Origin of the sequence: Lutibacter sp. TH_r2 (assembly GCF_033101135.1) — a bacterium.
In the GTDB taxonomy this organism is placed as follows: Bacteria; Bacteroidota; Bacteroidia; order Flavobacteriales; family Flavobacteriaceae; genus Lutibacter.
The window spans coordinates 82,897-100,696 of record NZ_JAWMPV010000006.1; the positions used below are offsets into that span (position 1 = coordinate 82,897).

The 17,800-nt window shown below is 29.4% G+C and carries 18 protein-coding genes; 11 read left to right on the forward strand and 7 right to left on the reverse strand.

Translation table 11 applies throughout. From position 1 onward, the window contains the following. On the reverse strand, positions 1-1,428 hold the full coding sequence (dnaA, locus tag R3X25_RS14600; protein WP_317675705.1) for a chromosomal replication initiator protein DnaA: 1,428 nt from the start codon (positions 1,426-1,428) through the stop codon (positions 1-3). A gap of 163 nt (positions 1,429-1,591) precedes the next feature. Between dnaA and R3X25_RS14605 the strand changes: the two genes are divergently transcribed. Continuing rightward, positions 1,592-1,984: a thioesterase family protein gene (locus tag R3X25_RS14605; RefSeq protein WP_317675707.1), complete on the forward strand. Its 393-nt coding sequence runs from the start codon at positions 1,592-1,594 to the stop codon at positions 1,982-1,984. A gap of 2 nt (positions 1,985-1,986) precedes the next feature. Here the strand turns inward: R3X25_RS14605 and R3X25_RS14610 are convergent, their stop codons facing one another. Beyond that, positions 1,987-2,622: a YigZ family protein gene (locus R3X25_RS14610; protein ID WP_317675724.1), complete on the reverse strand. Its 636-nt coding sequence runs from the start codon at positions 2,620-2,622 to the stop codon at positions 1,987-1,989. A 56-nt stretch (positions 2,623-2,678) separates the two neighbouring features. On the opposite strand from R3X25_RS14610, the gene R3X25_RS14615 reads away from it, so the two are divergent. After that, positions 2,679-3,722 carry an isoaspartyl peptidase/L-asparaginase gene (locus R3X25_RS14615; RefSeq protein WP_317675708.1) on the forward strand — a complete coding sequence of 348 codons (1,044 nt, stop codon included), beginning with the start codon at positions 2,679-2,681 and terminating at the stop codon, positions 3,720-3,722. On the opposite strand, the gene ribD is transcribed toward R3X25_RS14615, so the two are convergent. Then, complete coding sequence (ribD, locus tag R3X25_RS14620) at positions 3,723-4,772, reverse strand: bifunctional diaminohydroxyphosphoribosylaminopyrimidine deaminase/5-amino-6-(5-phosphoribosylamino)uracil reductase RibD (RefSeq protein ID WP_317675709.1); 1,050 nt, start codon at positions 4,770-4,772, stop codon at positions 3,723-3,725. Positions 4,773-4,794: 22 nt separating this feature from the next. On the opposite strand from ribD, the gene R3X25_RS14625 reads away from it, so the two are divergent. The 6 genes from R3X25_RS14625 (at position 4,795) to R3X25_RS14650 (ending at position 11,671) form a co-directional block, all read left to right on the forward strand. Then, on the forward strand, positions 4,795-5,286 hold the full coding sequence (locus R3X25_RS14625; RefSeq protein ID WP_317675710.1) for a GNAT family N-acetyltransferase: 492 nt from the start codon (positions 4,795-4,797) through the stop codon (positions 5,284-5,286). Then, the gene (gene prmC, locus R3X25_RS14630; RefSeq protein WP_317675711.1) at positions 5,286-6,131 is read left to right on the forward strand and encodes a peptide chain release factor N(5)-glutamine methyltransferase; all 846 of its coding nucleotides are present in this window, start codon (positions 5,286-5,288) and stop codon (positions 6,129-6,131) included. Before R3X25_RS14625 ends, prmC begins: the two co-directional genes overlap by 1 nt. Before the next feature lie 42 nt (positions 6,132-6,173). Beyond that, positions 6,174-7,487 carry a DEAD/DEAH box helicase gene (locus R3X25_RS14635; RefSeq protein ID WP_317675712.1) on the forward strand — a complete coding sequence of 438 codons (1,314 nt, stop codon included), beginning with the start codon at positions 6,174-6,176 and terminating at the stop codon, positions 7,485-7,487. Positions 7,488-7,533: 46 nt separating this feature from the next. Beyond that, positions 7,534-8,211 (forward strand): tRNA (guanosine(37)-N1)-methyltransferase TrmD, encoded by a 678-nt coding sequence (gene trmD, locus R3X25_RS14640; protein ID WP_317675713.1) that lies wholly within the window; start codon positions 7,534-7,536, stop codon positions 8,209-8,211. Positions 8,212-8,299: 88 nt separating this feature from the next. Next, the gene (rplS, locus tag R3X25_RS14645) at positions 8,300-8,653 is read left to right on the forward strand and encodes a 50S ribosomal protein L19 (RefSeq protein ID WP_317675714.1); all 354 of its coding nucleotides are present in this window, start codon (positions 8,300-8,302) and stop codon (positions 8,651-8,653) included. A gap of 771 nt (positions 8,654-9,424) precedes the next feature. Then, positions 9,425-11,671 carry an NADP-dependent isocitrate dehydrogenase gene (locus tag R3X25_RS14650; protein WP_317675715.1) on the forward strand — a complete coding sequence of 749 codons (2,247 nt, stop codon included), beginning with the start codon at positions 9,425-9,427 and terminating at the stop codon, positions 11,669-11,671. An 88-nt stretch (positions 11,672-11,759) separates the two neighbouring features. Here the strand turns inward: R3X25_RS14650 and R3X25_RS14655 are convergent, their stop codons facing one another. Beyond that, positions 11,760-12,584, reverse strand: coding sequence for a mechanosensitive ion channel family protein (locus R3X25_RS14655; RefSeq protein ID WP_317675716.1), 825 nt, complete (start codon positions 12,582-12,584; stop codon positions 11,760-11,762). Positions 12,585-12,687: 103 nt separating this feature from the next. On the opposite strand from R3X25_RS14655, the gene murQ reads away from it, so the two are divergent. From murQ to R3X25_RS14670, 3 genes are read left to right on the forward strand one after another with little or no spacing between them, the layout of a single operon-like run. Next, the gene (murQ, locus tag R3X25_RS14660; protein ID WP_317675717.1) at positions 12,688-13,500 is read left to right on the forward strand and encodes an N-acetylmuramic acid 6-phosphate etherase; all 813 of its coding nucleotides are present in this window, start codon (positions 12,688-12,690) and stop codon (positions 13,498-13,500) included. Continuing rightward, positions 13,497-13,721: a DUF6095 family protein gene (locus R3X25_RS14665; RefSeq protein ID WP_317675718.1), complete on the forward strand. Its 225-nt coding sequence runs from the start codon at positions 13,497-13,499 to the stop codon at positions 13,719-13,721. Before murQ ends, R3X25_RS14665 begins: the two co-directional genes overlap by 4 nt. Before the next feature lie 6 nt (positions 13,722-13,727). Beyond that, entirely contained in the window at positions 13,728-14,759 is a 1,032-nt protein-coding gene (locus R3X25_RS14670) for a D-alanine--D-alanine ligase (RefSeq protein WP_317675719.1), read from the forward strand. Here the strand turns inward: R3X25_RS14670 and R3X25_RS14675 are convergent. From R3X25_RS14675 to R3X25_RS14685, 3 genes are all read right to left on the reverse strand, one after another. Next, entirely contained in the window at positions 14,756-15,919 is a 1,164-nt protein-coding gene (locus R3X25_RS14675; protein WP_317675721.1) for a gliding motility-associated C-terminal domain-containing protein, read from the reverse strand. The two genes, R3X25_RS14670 and R3X25_RS14675, sit on opposite strands and share 4 nt — an antisense overlap. Positions 15,920-15,925: 6 nt before the next feature. Next, complete coding sequence (locus R3X25_RS14680; protein WP_317675722.1) at positions 15,926-16,579, reverse strand: hypothetical protein; 654 nt, start codon at positions 16,577-16,579, stop codon at positions 15,926-15,928. A 64-nt stretch (positions 16,580-16,643) separates the two neighbouring features. Next, on the reverse strand, positions 16,644-17,800 hold a 1,157-nt coding region (locus R3X25_RS14685), incomplete at its 5' end, for a hypothetical protein (RefSeq protein ID WP_317675723.1).

Here is a 17,800-nt window from a genome sequence, read left to right on the forward strand (position 1 = left end):
TTAAAACGTAAGTTTTTTAGTCAGATCATCTACGTATTTTCTGAATTGCTTATCAGTTTCAGTTAAATTATCAACAGTTTTACAAGCATGTAATACAGTTGCGTGATCTCTTTTTCCTATTTGCGAGCCAATACTTGCTAATGAAGCTTTAGTCATTCGTTTTGCAAAATACATTGCTAATTGACGTGCTTGAACAATATGGCGTTTTCTTGTTTTAGATTGTAATGTAACAACATCCAATTCAAAATATTTAGAAACAACTTTCTGAATATATTCTATAGAAACTTCTCGCTTTGTGTTTTTAACAAATTTATCAACTATTTGCTTTGTAAGCGCCAATGTAAATTCTTTTCTATTGAATGAAGCTTGAGCAATTAAAGATATTAATACACCTTCTAATTCTCGAACATTAGACTTTATATACTTTGCAATATAATCAACAATCTCATCTGGCATTTCAACTCCGTCTCTGTATAATTTATTTTTCAAAATTAATACACGTGTTTCAAAATCTGGAGATTGTAATTCTGCAGATAATCCCCATTTAAAACGAGACAATAATCGCTGTTCAATATCTTGCATATCAACAGGCGCTTTATCCGATGTTAAAATAACCTGCTTACCATTTTGATGTAAATGATTAAAAATATGAAAGAAAACATCTTGAGTTCCTGTTTTACCTGACAAAAACTGTACATCGTCAATTATTAAAACGTCTATCATTTGATAAAAATGAATAAAATCATTTCTAGTATTTCCTTTTACAGAATCAATATATTGTTGTGTAAACTTTTCAGAAGAAATATATAAAACAGTTTTATCTGGATATTTATCTTTTATCTCCACACCTATTGCATGCGCAATATGCGTTTTTCCTAATCCAACTCCACCATAAACTAACAATGGATTAAATGATGTTCCTCCAGGTTTATTTGCAACAGCCATACTAGCAGAACGCGCTAACCTATTAGAATCACCTTCTATAAAACTTTGGAAATTATAATTTGGATTTAATTGAGATTCAATTTTAACTTTTTGAATTCCTGGGATAATAAACGGATTTTTTAGTTCTCGCTTACTAATATCCATAGGTATTGTAACACCTTGAGGATTTATAGGATTTCTGTTTGAACTTGGAATTTTTACAGTATGTGGTTTTGCACTACTATAATTATTTTCCATTCTTACATCATAAACTAATTTTGCATCTTCTCCCAATTGCTTTACCAAAGCAACTCTTAATAATTTAATGTAATGTTCTTCTAACCACTCATAAAAAAACTTACTAGGCACTTGAATTGTTAAAGCTTCTCCAGCTAATTTAACAGGTTTAATTGGCTCAAACCAGGTTTTATACGCTTGTTGCTTTATGTTGTCCTTAATAAAAGACAAACATTCATTCCAAACTGATGATGCAGTTTTAGTCATTCTAATTCAAATAGTGTTTTCAGTTAATCTAAAGCAAATTTTTAGGGGAATTCACTTATCTTTTTGGTTCTACAAAAATGTGAATAAATTTCATCAAAAAAAAATTAATTTACTATTGATTATTATTTTTTTTTTACGTAACTAGGTTTCAAAATTTAAAAAAATGCATATAAATTCTATACAGTTTAGAATTCGTTATAGTGAAACCGATCAAATGGGTTATGCCCACCACGGTAATTACGCTCAATATTTTGAAATGGGACGTACAGAATGGTTACGTGAATTAGGTATTTCATATAAAAAAATGGAAGAGGACGGAATTATGTTACCTGTAATTAGTCTAAATACAAATTACTTAAAACCAGCAAAATACGACGATCTAATAACTTTAAAAACAACTTTAGCAAAAACCCCAACTGCTAAAATTGAATTTTATTATGAAATCTATAGAGGTGATGAACTTTTAACAACGGCAACTGTTACTTTAGTGTTTGTGGATATGAAAAAAAACAGACCAATAAGAACTCCAAAATCTATATTAGACAAGCTGAAATAAGATTATTTAATCTCTTTTATTTTTGCGCAACGAAGATTTTCAATTTGTTGTTTTATAGAACTCGCATTTTTCTTTCTAACTGGAATTGTAAATTCACAATTCATTTCCATTTTTTGAGATAAAATTTCGAGCTTATTATCTTTTATAATTCTCATTATTTTATTCATATCTGCATATTCAAAAACAAGATTAAAACAAACATCAACAGTTTTCTCTAAAATTTTACAATTTTCGAGTGTTTCTTTTGCTGTAGTTCTATACGCATTTATTAAACCTCCTACACCTAATTTGGTTCCTCCAAAATAGCGAACAACTACAATTAGTATATTTGTAACATCAAAAGATAACAATTGACCATAAATAGGTTGCCCTGCAGAATTACTTGGCTCTCCATCATCATTTGCTCTATATCTAATTTCTTCAGTTCCTATTTGCCAAGCATAACACCAATGTCTTGCAGAATGATGTTTCTTTTTTAATTCTTCAATATGCTGCTTTACCTCTTCTTCATTTAAAACAGGAAAAGCAAAGCCAATAAATTTGCTTCCTTTCTCTTTATAAAGAATATCTCCAACAGAAACGTCAATAGTTTTATATGTATCTTTTACTGAAATAATATAGAATTTAGATTTGCAAATATAGGAATGTTATGTGTGGTTTAAAATGAATATATTTGATTAAAATTCAAATATTAATGAGACTTTCAATTTTACTTTTCGTTTTCTCCATTACCTTTTTTAGTTGTGATTCACCAAAGAAAAAGGAAAAAGTTAGAGAACCAAATTCTTTTGCAATTGTTATTCACGGTGGAGCTGGCGGTGGAATTAAGCGTGATAATATTTCAGAAGAAAGGCAAGAAATTTACAAGCAAAAACTTGAAGAAGCCATTAATGCTGGTTATGCTATTTTAGAAAAAGGCGGAAATTCTCAAGATGCTATACAAGCTGCAATAACAGTTATGGAAGATTCTCCATTATTTAATGCAGGTAAAGGATCTGTTTACAATAGTGAAGGTAACCAAGAAATGGATGCCGCTATTATGAATGGTAAAACTTTAAACTCTGGTGCAATTGCAGGTGTTAACCATATTAAAAATCCAATTTTAGCGGCTAGAATTGTAATGGACAGCTCTAAACATGTTATGTTATCTGGAAAAGGCGCTGTTATTTTAGCCGAAAAATACGGAATTGAACTTGTGGATAGCACTTATTTTTATGACGAAAGAAGAATAAATCAATTAAAAAGAATTCAAGGAAAAGAAAAAACTCAATTAGACCATACAGCTTACAATCCTGAATTTGATTTACAAGATCATAAATATGGAACTGTTGGAGCTGTTGCTACTGACAAAGATGGAAATATTACTGCTGGAACTTCAACCGGCGGAATGACCAATAAAAAATATGGTAGAATTGGAGATGTACCAGTAATAGGTGCCGGAACATATGCAAATAACGCTACGTGTGGTATTTCTGCAACCGGAACTGGTGAATATTTTATTAGAACCGTAGCTTCACACGAAGTTTCAAGTTTAATTCAGTATAAAAATCAAACTCCTAAAGAAGCTTTACACCACGTTTTATTTAACCAAATTGAACCTCTTGGCGGTGAAGGCGGAATGATTTTAATAGATAAGTATGGTGATGTTTATTGGGATTTTAATTCTAGCGGAATGTTTAGAGCTTATAAAAAATCTAACGGAGATGCAAAAACTGAAATGTTTGAAATAACTGAATAGTTATTTATTTCTATAAACACACAAAGCATCAGTTGACACTTTAATAGTTTCAATTGGTGCTTTTTTAATTTTTGGAGCTTGTAAACCTTCTTTAAACTCTGAACTCCCAACAAAAACTTGAGCTTCGTCCCATAAATTTGCATCAATAAAACTTTGCAAAGTTTGCTTTCCTCCTTCAACAATTAGAGATTGTAAATTATATTTATAAACAACCTCACATATTTGTTGTGGAACATTTTTACTAAAATCAATTCTTTCAAAAATTACATTTTTATAAGAATCACTATTCTGTTTAACTTCTGAAAACACAATGGTTTTTATACTTCCGTCTAACAAATTTTGTTCTTTAGGTATTTTTAAACTTTTATCTAAAACAACTCTTACAGGATTTTCTCCAAACCAACTTCTTGTATTTAAAGTAGGATTGTCATTTAAAGCAGTGTTGGTCCCAACCAAAATTGCTTGTTCTGTTGCTCGTAATTTATGTGCTAATTGTTGAGAATATTCATTAGAAATCCAATTTGGTGTGTTTTCTGATTCTTTCGTTCTCAGTTTATCAATAAAACCATCTTTAGTTTCAGCCCATTTTAAAAATATATAAGGCCGCTTTTTTATATGAAACATAAAAAAACGTTTATTCAATTCTTTACATTCCTCTTCTAAAACTCCTAAAGTAACTTCACAACCGTTATCTTGAAGAATTTTCACACCTCTACCGGCAACTTTTATATTAGGGTCTAAACAACCAATTACTACCTTTTTTATTCCTTTCTCAACAATTAAATTTGCACAAGGTGGTGTTTTTCCAAAATGCGAACAAGGTTCTAAACTAACATAAATTGTAGCTTTTTTTAAAAGAGATTTATCTTTAACCGAGTTTATGGCATTTACTTCGGCGTGTGGTTCGCCTGCTTTTTTATGCCAACCTTCACCAATAATTTTACCATCAAAAACTATTACACTACCAACCATAGGATTTGGGTATGTTAAACCTTCTCCATTTTTGGCTAACTCTATACTTCTTTTTATATATTTTTCGTGTATCTTCACATTGCAAAAATAAGATTAAAAAATGACACATAACGGCTTTACTATTAGAGAAATTCAGCCAAAAGACAACACTAAAATTGCCAAAGCAATACGTGAGGTTTTAATTGAATTTGGTGTTCCAAAAGTTGGAACAGCGTATGCCGACAAAATTTTAGACACACTTTTTGAAGCTTACAATACTAAAAATGCCATTTATTATATTATTGAAAAAAACAATGAAATATATGGTGGTGCAGGAATAAAAAAATTAGATAATTTTGATGGAGCCATTTGCGAATTGCAAAAAATGTATTTTAAAACTGAAGCCAGAGGAATTGGTTTGGGCAGTAAAATGATGCATATTTGTTTAGAAAAAGGCAAACAATTTGGATTTAAACAATGTTATTTAGAAACCTTACCTTATATGAAAGGCGCACGTAAATTGTATAGAAAAACTGGATTTAAAGATCTAGATGCTCCTATGGGAGACACTGGGCATTATTCGTGTAATTTATGGATGCTTAAAAATTTATAATGACAATTTCAGAATTAAAAAACCAATATACATTAAAGTTATCTTCTCTTTACCCTTCTGAAGAAACTCTATCATTCTTTTATTTATTAGCACAAGCTCATTTAAATATGAGTAAAATTGATATTGCTTTAAATTATAATCACATTCTTAATGAAAATAATCTAGTTTATTTTCAAAATGCATTAACTCAACTAAAAAAAGAAATTCCTATACAATATATTATAGGTAACACTGAATTCTATGGCTTACAATTTAAAGTGAATGAAAATGTACTAATTCCTAGACCAGAAACGGAAGAGTTAGTAGATTGGATTCTAAATTCAGTAAACAAAAATGAAAAAATAAAAATATTAGATATTGGTACAGGTAGCGGCTGCATTGCAATTTCTTTAGCAAAACATCTACCAAATGCAGAAGTTTTTGCAATTGATGTTTCAGAAAAAGCATTAAAAACTGCTAAAACAAATGCGGAGACAAATAAAGTGACAGTTAATTTTTTAGAAACCAACATATTAGAAACCAGTAGCTTAAATAATTTTTTCAATGTAATTGTTAGTAATCCGCCTTATGTTAGAGAGCAAGAAAAACAAGAAATTAAACCGAATGTTTTAGAAAACGAACCTCATTTAGCATTGTTTGTTGAAGATAATGATGCACTAATTTTCTACAATAAAATTGCCGATTTAGCTAAAAATAGCTTACTTAAAAATGGATTGTTATTTTTTGAAATTAACCAATATTTAGGGAACGAAACTGTTGAATTAATTCAAAACAAAAACTTTAAAAACATAGAACTAAAAAAAGATTTTTATCGGAATGATAGAATGATTAAAGCTTCTATTTAAAATTTTAAACATTACAACCTACTTATCTAGTATATTTGCCAAATGGCAGAGAACATTAAAACACAACAAGAAATTTTAAAAAAGTTAGGCATTGAAAAATTAAACCCAATGCAAGAAGAATCTTTTAAAAGCATTACTTCTAATTCTGAAACTATTCTGCTATCACCAACCGGTACAGGAAAAACATTGGCTTTTTTACTTCCAACAATTTCAAAATTAAATTCTACTATTCATCAAATTCAAGCATTAATTCTAGTTCCTTCAAGAGAACTTGCAATACAAATTGAACACGTAATTAGAGAAATGGGTAGCGGTTTTAAAGCAAATGCAGTTTATGGAGGCCGTTCTGGTTCTAAAGATAAAGTAGATTTAAAACATCCACCAGCTATTTTAATTGGAACTCCTGGTAGAATTTCAGACCATATAAATAGAGGTATTATTAATGTTAATTTTATAAAAACATTAATTTTAGATGAATTTGATAAATCTTTAGAAGTTGGGTTTGAAGATGAAATGAAAGATATTTTAAACGGATTAACTTTTGTAAATAAAAAAATACTTACTTCAGCAACACAAAAGGTTAAAATTCCCGCTTTTATGGGAATTAAAAACCCAAATAGATTAAACTTTTTAACCAAAAAAACAACACAAATAAAACAACAACTAGTTGTTTCTTTAAATGAAAGCAAATTAGATACGCTAGAAAAACTGCTTGGATTTGTTGGCAATGGAAATGGAATTATATTTTGCAATTTAAAAGCTAGCATTCAAAATATTAGCGATTTTTTAGCATCAAAAGGAATAAAACACAGTTGCTTTTCAGGTGATTTAGAACAGTTAGATAGAGAAAGAGCACTTATTAAATTTAGAAATAAAACCAATAGAATTTTGGTTGCTACCGATTTGGCCGCTAGAGGTATTGATATTCCTGAAATGGATTTTATAATTCATTATGAACTTCCTATGAGAAATGATGAGATGATACATAGAAACGGTAGAACAGGAAGAATGAATAGTAACGGAACGGCATATATACTAAAATCTAAAAACGAAGAATTACCCGAATTTATTAATAATATTGAAGAGATTAAAATAACTTCAAACAAAAAAATTAAAAACAGCAATTGGGTTACACTTCATATTTCAGGAGGAAGAAAAGATAAAATTTCAAAAGGTGATATTGCCGGCTTATTTTTTAAACAAGGAAATATTAAAAAAGAAGAATTAGGAGTAATAGAACTTAAACAAGATTGCGCTTACGTATCTGTTGCCTGCTCAAACACAAAAGATCTTATTACTAATGTTAATAATAGAAGACTTAAAAAGAAAAAAGTTAGAATTAGCATTCTTAAATAGAAATTAAATACAATTTTTAAAATCAAAAAAAAAGTAACTTTGCAAAATGCGAATTGATATAATTACAGTTTCACCAGAGTTAATAAAAAGTCCGTTTGAATTTTCAATAATTAAACGCGCAATAGATAAAGGTCATGTTGAAGTTCATTTTCACGATTTACGCACCTTTGCATTAAATAAATATGGAAAAATAGATGATTATCAATTTGGTGGTGGAGCCGGAATGGTTTTAATGATTGAGCCAATTGAAAAATGCATATTGGGTTTAAAAGCCGAAAGAGATTATGACGAAGTTATTTATATGACACCAGATGCTGCAACCTTAAACCAACAAACAGCCAATACACTTTCATTAAAAGAAAACATAATTATTTTATGCGGTCATTACAAAGGTGTAGATCAACGTGTAAGAGATTTATTTATAACTAAAGAAATTTCTATTGGAGATTACGTTTTAAGCGGAGGAGAATTAGGTGCTGCGGTGCTTTGCGACGCTATAATTAGATTAATTCCAGGGGTTTTAGGTGATGAAACATCGGCTTTAACAGATTCTTTTCAAGACGATTTACTTTCACCTCCAGTATACACCAGACCAGCAGATTACAGTGGTAATAAGGTGCCAGAAGTACTACTATCAGGTAATTTTCCAAAAATAGAAGAATGGCGAAATGAAAAAGCTTTAGAAAGAACAAAAAAAATAAGACCCGATCTGTTGGAAGACTAATATTTTTGATTAAATTTGCACACTCAAAATTAACCTCTGACGAGAATCGTGAATGTTGATTATTGAAAAACCCATTAAAACTAAAAAAATGGAAAATTTAGTATCGTTTGTACAAAACGAATTTGTAACTAAAAATGAGTTTCCTCAATTTCAAGCAGGAGATACAATTACAGTTTATTACGAAATTAAAGAAGGGCAAAAAACACGTACGCAATTTTTTAGAGGAACAGTAATCCAAAAAAAAGGAACTGGTTCTTCAGAAACATTTACAATTAGAAAAATGTCTGGAACAATTGGTGTAGAGCGTATTTTCCCAATTAACTTACCAGCAATTCAAAAAATTGAAGTTAACAAACACGGTAAAGTTCGTAGAGCCCGTATCTACTACTTTAGAGGTTTAACTGGTAAAAAAGCAAGAATTACAGAAAGAAGACGTTCTTAACATTCTTACAAAAAACTTATTTAAAACCCGTTTTGATATTCAAAACGGGTTTTTTGCTATTAACAATTGTTAATAACTACGGTTTATAAGTTGTTGATATCAAATCACTTATAAATTTGCTTTTTATGTTTTTGTGTAGTTAATTTACAAAAGAATTCACAGAGATAGTGAAGTGAAAATAGAAAACGCAAGTTTAATATAGCAACTAAAACAAATTCAAAGTGAAATTCAAATGTTCTTGAACATAGTTTTTAAAATCAGCACTTGTAAAAGTAATGAGCCAAGTATTTAGCATAAATAGATGGTACATTGATTTTAAAAGCACCTTTTAAAATAGAACTTTAAAACAAGTTATGGAGACATAACAACAAAGTTTTAGGATTTCTGTTTTAAAAAGAAACATGATTAATAAGAAGTTGTGATTCGTAAGAAACTTCAGCAAGAGTAAAAATTAATTGTAAATGAACTTGTAAAAGTTAATTTAAGGCAATTAAAAAGATACTTAAAACTTATTAAAAAATTGTTTCAGCAAAAAGCCATGGTATTGAGTAATCAATATGATGGCTTTTGTTTTTTTAATGTTACACTAATGATAAAAAAATTGCCTTTTTTTTACGTTTTTAAAAATTACACACCCTTATTTATAACGTTTTCGAAGTGGTTTCTACGGTATATTTGATTACATTTGCGTCAATCAAATTTTAAAATTAATTGTTAAACCATTTGCCTCCCTATTTTAAGTAGGTGAATTAAATTAAACTTTTTAAAAATATGAGCGTTTCGCCAAAAATTATTTATACAAAAACAGATGAAGCTCCTGCTTTAGCAACGTATTCCTTTTTGCCTATTGTAAAGGCATTTTCATCTTCGGCTAAAATTAATATTGAAACAAAAAATATTTCATTAGCTAATAGAATTTTAGCAGTATTTCCTGATTATTTATCAGATACACAAAAGGTAAATGATGCACTTTCAGAATTAGGTGAGTTAGCAAAAAAACCAGAAGCTAATATTATTAAATTACCAAATATTTCTGCTTCAGTTCCTCAATTAAAAGCAGCAATTAAAGAACTACAAAATTTAGGTTACAACATTCCCAATTATCCTGAAGACCCAAAAACTGAAGAAGAAAAAACAATTCAAAAAAAATACAATTCTGTTAAAGGCTCTGCTGTAAATCCAGTTTTACGTGAAGGAAACTCTGATAGAAGAGCTCCAAAAGCTGTTAAAAATTTCGCCAAAAACAACCCTCATTCTATGGGTGCTTGGTCTCCAAATTCAAAAACTCACGTAGCTACTATGCAAAAAAACGATTTTCGTTCAAACGAAAAATCGTTAACCATGGCTGAAGCAGATACTATTAAAATTCAATTTGTATCTAATAAAGGTAAAACCTCAATTCTAAAAGAAAGTCTTCCTCTATTAGAAGGAGAAATAATTGATGCTACTATAATGAGTAAAAAAGCTTTATTAGCTTTTCTCGAAGCTGAAATTAAGGATGCTAAAGATAAAAACGTATTGTTTTCATTACATATGAAAGCAACAATGATGAAAGTTTCTGACCCAATTATTTTTGGACACGCAGTAAAAGTATTTTTTAAATCTGTTTATGAAAAATTTGGTTCTGAACTAGCAGAATTAGGTGTTGAAGAAAACAATGGATTTGGAGATTTAGTTTCAAAAATTGAAAATTTATCAGCTGATAAAAAAGCAGCTATCCAAGATGAAATAGACTCTTGTTTTGAAAATGGACCATCATTAGCAATGGTAAATTCTGATAAAGGAATTACAAATTTACATGTTCCAAGTGATGTAATTATTGACGCTTCGATGCCTGCAATGATTAGAACTTCAGGGCAAATGTGGAATATAAATGGAGAACAACAAGACACCAAAGCCGTTATTCCTGATAGTAGTTATGCAAGTATTTACCAAGCTACCATAGATTTTTGTAAAAAGAATGGTGCTTTTGACCCAACAACAATGGGAACAGTTCCAAATGTTGGATTAATGGCCCAAAAAGCTGAAGAATATGGATCACATGATAAAACATTTGAAATAGCTGGAGATGGAAAAGTACAAGTACTTGATTCAAAAGGAAACTTATTAATTGAACATAGCGTTGAAGAAGGAGACATTTGGAGAATGTGTCAAACAAAAGATGCGCCAGTACAAGATTGGATTAAATTAGCTGTAAAACGTGCTAAAGCAACAAATACACCTACTGTTTTTTGGTTAGATAGAACTAGAAGTCACGATGCTGAATTAATAAAAAAAATAGAAAAATATTTACCTAATGAAAATATTTCAGGATTAGATATTCAAATATTAGCTCCTTACGAAGCTACTCTGTTTTCATTACAACGAATTAAAAATGGTTTAGATACAATTTCAGTTACAGGAAATGTTTTACGTGATTTTTTAACTGATCTATTCCCTATTTTAGAAGTTGGAACAAGTGCAAAAATGTTATCTATTGTACCATTAATGAATGGAGGTGGATTATTTGAAACTGGTGCAGGAGGTTCTGCTCCAAAACATGTTCAACAATTTATTAAAGAAGGACATTTAAGATGGGATTCACTTGGTGAGTTTTTAGCACTTGCCGTTTCTTTAGAACATTTAGGTGAAAACTACAATAATTCTAAAGCTCTTGTTTTATCTGAAACTTTAGATGAAGCAACTAATAAGTTTTTAGAAAACGGAAAATCACCTTCTCGTAAAGTTTATGAATTAGACAATAGAGGTAGTCATTTTTATTTAACCTTATATTGGGCTGAAGCATTAGCAAACCAAACAAAAGATGCTGATTTAAAAGCTTTATTTTCGAAAATTTACAATGCTCTTTTAACAGCTAAACCAAAAATACTTGTTGATTTAAACAGTGCTCAAGGAAGTGAAGTTGACTTAAAAGGTTATTATAAACCTAATGATGAATTAGCAAATAAAGCTATGAGACCTAGTAAAACATTTAATCAAATAATCAATTCGATTCCTGCTGAAAATGTTTTATCGTAACAACAATTAAAAAACCTTTTTACACCAAAAAAAGCGAGCATTACTGCTCGCTTTTTTTACTAACCCAATTCTCCTTTTTCCGCAATTTTTATTTTTTCATTGTTACTACACGTTGTGGGAACGGTGCTTCATAACCAGATTTTCCTAATTCTTCAACAATTTTTTGTCTTGTATCCCAATATACATCCCAATAACCTTCAACACTAGAATATGGCAATGCAATTAATTCAATTGCATTTTCCCCTAAATTATTTACAGCAACTCTTGGTTTTGGATCTTTCAATACATTTTCATCGTTTTCTAAAACATTCATCACTATTTTTTTTGCTTCATTAATATCAGCTCCATATCTAATTGCAAAAGGCATATCTACACGTAAATTACCTACAGTAGTATAGTTTACTATTTTATTAGCTGTTATTGTTCCATTTGGTATTATTGAAGTTTTATTTTGAAATGTTTCTAATACTGTTACAAAAACAGATATTTCTTTTACAAAGCCTAATTCACCATTTACTTCTATTAAATCATCAACCTTAAAAGGTCTAAATATCAACAACATAACTCCTGAAGCTAAATGCCCTAATGAACCATTGAAAGCTGCTCCAATTGCAATCCCAATACCACCTAATAGTACTGCAAACGATGTCATAGGTACACCAACAATTTGTGCTATTGTAATAAATAATAACGCTTTTAAAGCAAAACCTATTAAGGTAATTAAAAATGGTTTTAAAGTTTCGTCTACTGTAGATTTATCAAAGGCTTTTGAAACTCCTTTCATTATTAATCTAACAATCCACAAACCTATTAGTAATGAAACTATTGCTCCAATTAAACTTAATCCCCAATCTCCTACTCCTGAAGAAATTGAACTTAAAAATGACGATAATGATTTTGTAATATTTTCCATAAATTTATTTTTTAAAATTTGGTTGTTATAATTATTAAGACACTCTTACATTTAAAAAGTCACTTATATTCAATAATAATTTTCAATTTACTATTTTTGAAAAATGGGTTTTATAAAAACAACTGAACAATCTTCTAATTACAATAATTTAGAAAAAATGGAAGTAGATTCATTATTAAAAAATATAAATAATGAAGACAAAACTGTTCCATTAGCTATAGAAAAAGTTATACCTTCTATTGAAGTATTAGTACTTGAAGTTTTAAAACGAATGAGGAAAGGTGGACGTTTATTTTATATTGGAGCTGGAACTAGTGGAAGATTAGGTGTTGTAGATGCTTCTGAATGTCCTCCAACATTTGGAGTATCACATGAAATGGTAGTTGGGATTATTGCTGGTGGAGACATCGCTATTAGAACAGCTGTTGAGTTTGCTGAAGATTCAACAACTCAATGTTGGAAAGATTTAAAAGAATACAATATAAATTCTAATGACTCTGTAATTGGAATTGCAGCCTCTGGAACTACACCTTATGTTATTAGTGGACTAGAAAAATGCAATAAAAATAATATTTTAACTGGATGTATAACTTGTAATGCAGAAAGCCCATTAAGTAAAACGGCACAATTTCCTATTGAAATTATTGTTGGACCAGAATTTGTTACTGGAAGTTCTAGAATGAAAGCTGGAACAGCGCAAAAATTAGTTTTAAACATGATTTCAACTAGCTTAATGATACAGTTAGGGAAAGTAAAAGGGAATAAAATGGTTGACATGCAACTTTCTAATAATAAATTAGTTGACAGAGGAACTAAAATGATTATGGAAGAATTAAATATAGAGAAAAAGGAAGCTGCAAAATTATTAGAAACTTATAAAAGTGTCCGTAATGCCATAAACCACTTTAAAAAATGAGTACAAATAGAACAGAATTAGTTAGAGGTTTAAAATATGAATTAGTAGCGTTACCACTACTAATTATAGGTCCAATTTTAATTACTATTGGATTTAAAGCTGTAAAACAATCTAATAATTATTTATGGCTAATTGCTGGAGTTTTTATAGCTATTACTGCTATTTTTTTAGGGTTTTTAGGAATTCGAATTATTTTAAATGCTTTTTTCAACTCTAAATAATTTACATTGAAAATATTTAAAAATTGGGAGTATTGGCCAGCCTACATGTATTATTTACCAAATATTCCCTACGCAATTTATTTAGCTTTAAAATCTAAGAGTCTGGTTTTTTTCTCTATTACAAACCCAGCAATAAAACATTCTGGGAATGGTTATGAATCTAAATTTGAAACACTAAAATTAATTCCTCCAAAACAAAAACCAATTAGTATTTTTATTCAAAAAAATGAATGCTTAAACACTGTTTTAAATAAAATTAAAGAAAAAAATTTACACTATCCACTAATTATAAAACCAGATATTGGATTTAGAGGTTTATTAGTAAAACAACTAAAAACGGAAAAAGATTTAACGCAATATTTATCTAAAAACAATTGTATAGATTTAATTTTACAAGAGTTTATTTCTTATAAAAATGAGTGTGGAATTTTTTATTACAGATTGCCTAATTCTGAAAAAGGATATATCACATCAATAACCTTAAAAAAGTTTTTAACTGTTATTGGAGACGGAAAATCTAGTTTATTAAATTTAATTAAAAATGACGAAAGAGCTTTTCATTATTTAGAATTACTCACAGAACTTCATAATAATAAACTTTATAGTATTCCATTAAAAAATGAAGAAGTTGTTTTAAATGTAATTGGAAATCACTCTAAAGGTACTCAATTTATAAATGGCAATCATTTAATTTCGAGAGATTTAGAAAAATCAATTGATAGTTTTATGAAAGAAATTCCTGATTTTTACTATGGAAGATTGGATATAAAATATAATTCTATTGATAATGTGATTAAAAAACAAGAGTTCAAAGTTTTAGAAATAAACGGTATAATTGCTGAACCTACTCATATCTACGATGCCTCTAAAGGAACTTATTTTAAAGCTTTAAAAGCTATTAGAGAACATTGGAAAATTATAAGTGAAATTACTAAACAGAATAAAAAAAATGGATTCAACTATGAAACCATTTCGTGTTTTATAAAAAGTCTGATTCATTTAAAAAAATATACTTCTTTTATTAAAAGCATAGTTTAGCGCCTTAAATAAATCCATCCGTGCCAGCTAAAATTCTCATCATGAAAATTTAACACATAAAAATAGGTTCCGCTTGGCAATCCTTTACTTCTGCTTATGGTTAAATTATGATCAGAAATTCCTCCCCAAGAATTATCGTAACCTTTTTTGGAATATACTAATGCTCCCCATCTATTATAAATAGAAATTGTATTGTTTGGACGTAATTCAATTCCTTCAACAACAAAAGTATCGTTAATACCGTCTCCATTAGGTGAAATTCCAAAATTATGATTTTCAGTATTCTCTGCTAATTCCGAAGCTACACTAAATATATCACTTCCAATAGTTATTATTTCGTAATTATCTGGAATAAATTCTTTTGACTCAATACTACCTTCATCAAAATCACCAGTAATATTTTGCCTTCCTAGATCTTCCCATTTATTTAACTCCTTACTCCAACCTACAACCGTTAAATTTTCTAATTTCTCACTTAATACATTTATATTACTTTCTAAATCCCATGTTAATACTATAGTAGTTTCTTTAGTTCCGTCTAAATCCCAAAACTCTTCTTCATTAATTTTATTTAAAATTAATTGCTTTTTAGAAGTATCAAATGAATTTGAAAATATAGTTGGAGAATTAGGGTTTTCTTTAAAATAAGCTCCTTTAAAATAATCACCGTTAGATGGATTAGTTAAAATCATAGGCCTAAATGAATCTTCGTCTCCTATAGGAAAAATAAATTCTCCATTACTAATTACACTTGTATAACCATCTACATGTGTATAGTCGCCTTCACCTCCATAAACTTCGTGGTTTATAAAATCTAAACTAATGTTTGTATCTTCTCTTGGTGTTTCAACTTTACCTTTAATAAAAGATAAAGTATTAGTAACTCCCATTGATGTTTCTAAATACAAATTATCGAGTACATCAACTTCAACATTATTAAATATAGGTTTATTAGTTCCTGCAATTATTAAATAATCATCTAAACTATAAAAACCTGCTAATCCTAAATTTTGATTGAAATTTCCATTATTTATTAAATCTGTATGAAAACCTACTTCTCCTCCATCATGGATTTGGATATTCCCATAATTATGAAAGGCTTCCTGGCCTATTAATAGGTTTGCCCAAAATATTACGATAATTAAAAATAGTTGCTTCAAAATTTTTTATTTATATGCTGTAAACAATACTATTACATTTTCTGCATAGTTTGTAATATTTATAGTAAATCCATTAGTGTTAAATGAACTTAAACTTCCAATTGTTCTACCTAATGCATTTCCATTTTGATTACTATACCTTAAACCAATACAATTTGTATTTGAAGCATATCTTGAAATATCATTAATTGAGTTACCACTCCCTCCAACGTATATAACTTGTTGAGCTGGTGTAGCACCACCATCATCTCTTGCAAAACCATTCATAGTACCAAATGAATTTGCAATTGAGCTATCATTATCCTTGATTCCATTATCCGAATCAATACCTGTGAAATCTTCTATATTGGCATGTGCTACAAAAGTAATTTGAGATGGTTGAAAAGGTAATCCTGTAACAACTTTATTACCTGTACCTGTTATTTGGAACGCACCTACATATACAGTTGAACTAGAAACATTCACCCAAGTTGTTCCATTAAAAATCATTAATTCTTTAGTATCAGAATTGTACACAATTGCACCTTCCTCTAAAGGTGTTACCCCATTAATTTCAGAAGTACTTCCTATAGGAATCCCCATTACTGTAGTATCATTTAGCTGACCATACAACAATACAACATTAAACAGAAGAACCAATACTAATATATGTTTTTTCATAAATTCTTTCTTTTAAATGAAATTAATTACTTTTTGTATTTTTAAATCAATAGCTACTGTTTGTTTATAAAGTATAGAATGAAACACAATTACATGAATTACCACTACCAGTTGCTGATTTATCACCTTGTATTTGACGATATTGACTATTTGCACCTATAGGACTAGTACTTGTAAAAAGATAATCATAAGTCCCATCTCCATTATCTTGTTCAACAACAGTATGATCGCCAAGAGTTAAATTTGTTAATTGATAAGGTACATTATCTAAAAGGATTTCATAAGAGGTAGCTTGTACTCCATTATTAAAACCCAATTGAAAATATGTTCCACTCGCAGTATCATTTAAGGTATATGTGAAATCTGTAGTGGGAGTTCCAGTTGGTGTCGTAGGATCTGTAGTTGTTCCTGCAGATGTTGTTGTTACAAGTTCAACTCCCGTTACTACATCTTTTGTTGCTGATGTATTAAAATACCAAACTTCATCTACATATGTATCTGCGGTTGTACCATTATCACCGGTAACTACTACAACATCAAAACCATCTGCTCTTTGCTCCAAAACTGAAACAATTCTTGAATCTCTTCCTGAATTAATTTGAGTTCCAAAAGTAATATCATATTCAGCTCCATTTGGATGAGCAGTAGTAAAAGCAACTGTATATCTACCTGTTGCAGTTCTACTTACGCTACAATTTATGTTAAAAGAATTTGTACCATCACCTAAAGTATGAGCGGCCGCAAATACATAACCTATTGTTTCTTTTGTTACATCTAAAGTAGATTCTGTTTGAGGTAATGTTACTGTATTACCTCCAGAAATAGTTAATTGATCTCCTGATATAGAAAGTGTTTGAATTTCATTTGTTGAATCAGCATCAGCATCATCAACATTTAATGTTAAAGTTGAACCACTAGTTAATGAAATATTTCCAGCAGTAGCATCGGTACTAATATCTTGTATTTCATTTGTAATATCTCCATCTACTTCTGTTCCTGTAACTACATAAGGTGTTGTTGATGACCCATCGCCTGTTACAGTATTGATTCCCGCTCCTGTTACTATTGTTTCTGTTCCATCAGCTACTGGTAATGCTATTGCGGTAGAGGCAATTCCATTTACTGTACTTGTGATTTCTCCTGATACAATGCTTAATTCGTTCGTGTTTACGATTGGTGCTGTTAATGAACCTGCTGAATCAGTAATTGTTAATGTGTTAA

What these genes read in the sequence shown, in the direction of transcription:
- R3X25_RS14655 (WP_317675716.1), bottom strand. Translation starts at nt 12,584, where the DNA reads ATGGAAAATATTACAAAATCATTATCGTCATTTTTAAGTTCAATTTCT.
- dnaA (WP_317675705.1), bottom strand. Translation starts at nt 1,428, where the DNA reads ATGACTAAAACTGCATCATCAGTTTGGAATGAATGTTTGTCTTTTATT.
- R3X25_RS14605 (WP_317675707.1), top strand. Translation starts at nt 1,592, where the DNA reads ATGCATATAAATTCTATACAGTTTAGAATTCGTTATAGTGAAACCGAT.
- R3X25_RS14615 (WP_317675708.1), top strand. Translation starts at nt 2,679, where the DNA reads ATGAGACTTTCAATTTTACTTTTCGTTTTCTCCATTACCTTTTTTAGT.
- R3X25_RS14665 (WP_317675718.1), top strand. Translation starts at nt 13,497, where the DNA reads ATGAGTACAAATAGAACAGAATTAGTTAGAGGTTTAAAATATGAATTA.
- murQ (WP_317675717.1), top strand. Translation starts at nt 12,688, where the DNA reads ATGGGTTTTATAAAAACAACTGAACAATCTTCTAATTACAATAATTTA.
- prmC (WP_317675711.1), top strand. Translation starts at nt 5,286, where the DNA reads ATGACAATTTCAGAATTAAAAAACCAATATACATTAAAGTTATCTTCT.
- R3X25_RS14650 (WP_317675715.1), top strand. Translation starts at nt 9,425, where the DNA reads ATGAGCGTTTCGCCAAAAATTATTTATACAAAAACAGATGAAGCTCCT.
- R3X25_RS14635 (WP_317675712.1), top strand. Translation starts at nt 6,174, where the DNA reads ATGGCAGAGAACATTAAAACACAACAAGAAATTTTAAAAAAGTTAGGC.
- trmD (WP_317675713.1), top strand. Translation starts at nt 7,534, where the DNA reads ATGCGAATTGATATAATTACAGTTTCACCAGAGTTAATAAAAAGTCCG.
- rplS (WP_317675714.1), top strand. Translation starts at nt 8,300, where the DNA reads ATGGAAAATTTAGTATCGTTTGTACAAAACGAATTTGTAACTAAAAAT.
- R3X25_RS14625 (WP_317675710.1), top strand. Translation starts at nt 4,795, where the DNA reads ATGACACATAACGGCTTTACTATTAGAGAAATTCAGCCAAAAGACAAC.
- R3X25_RS14680 (WP_317675722.1), bottom strand. Translation starts at nt 16,579, where the DNA reads ATGAAAAAACATATATTAGTATTGGTTCTTCTGTTTAATGTTGTATTG.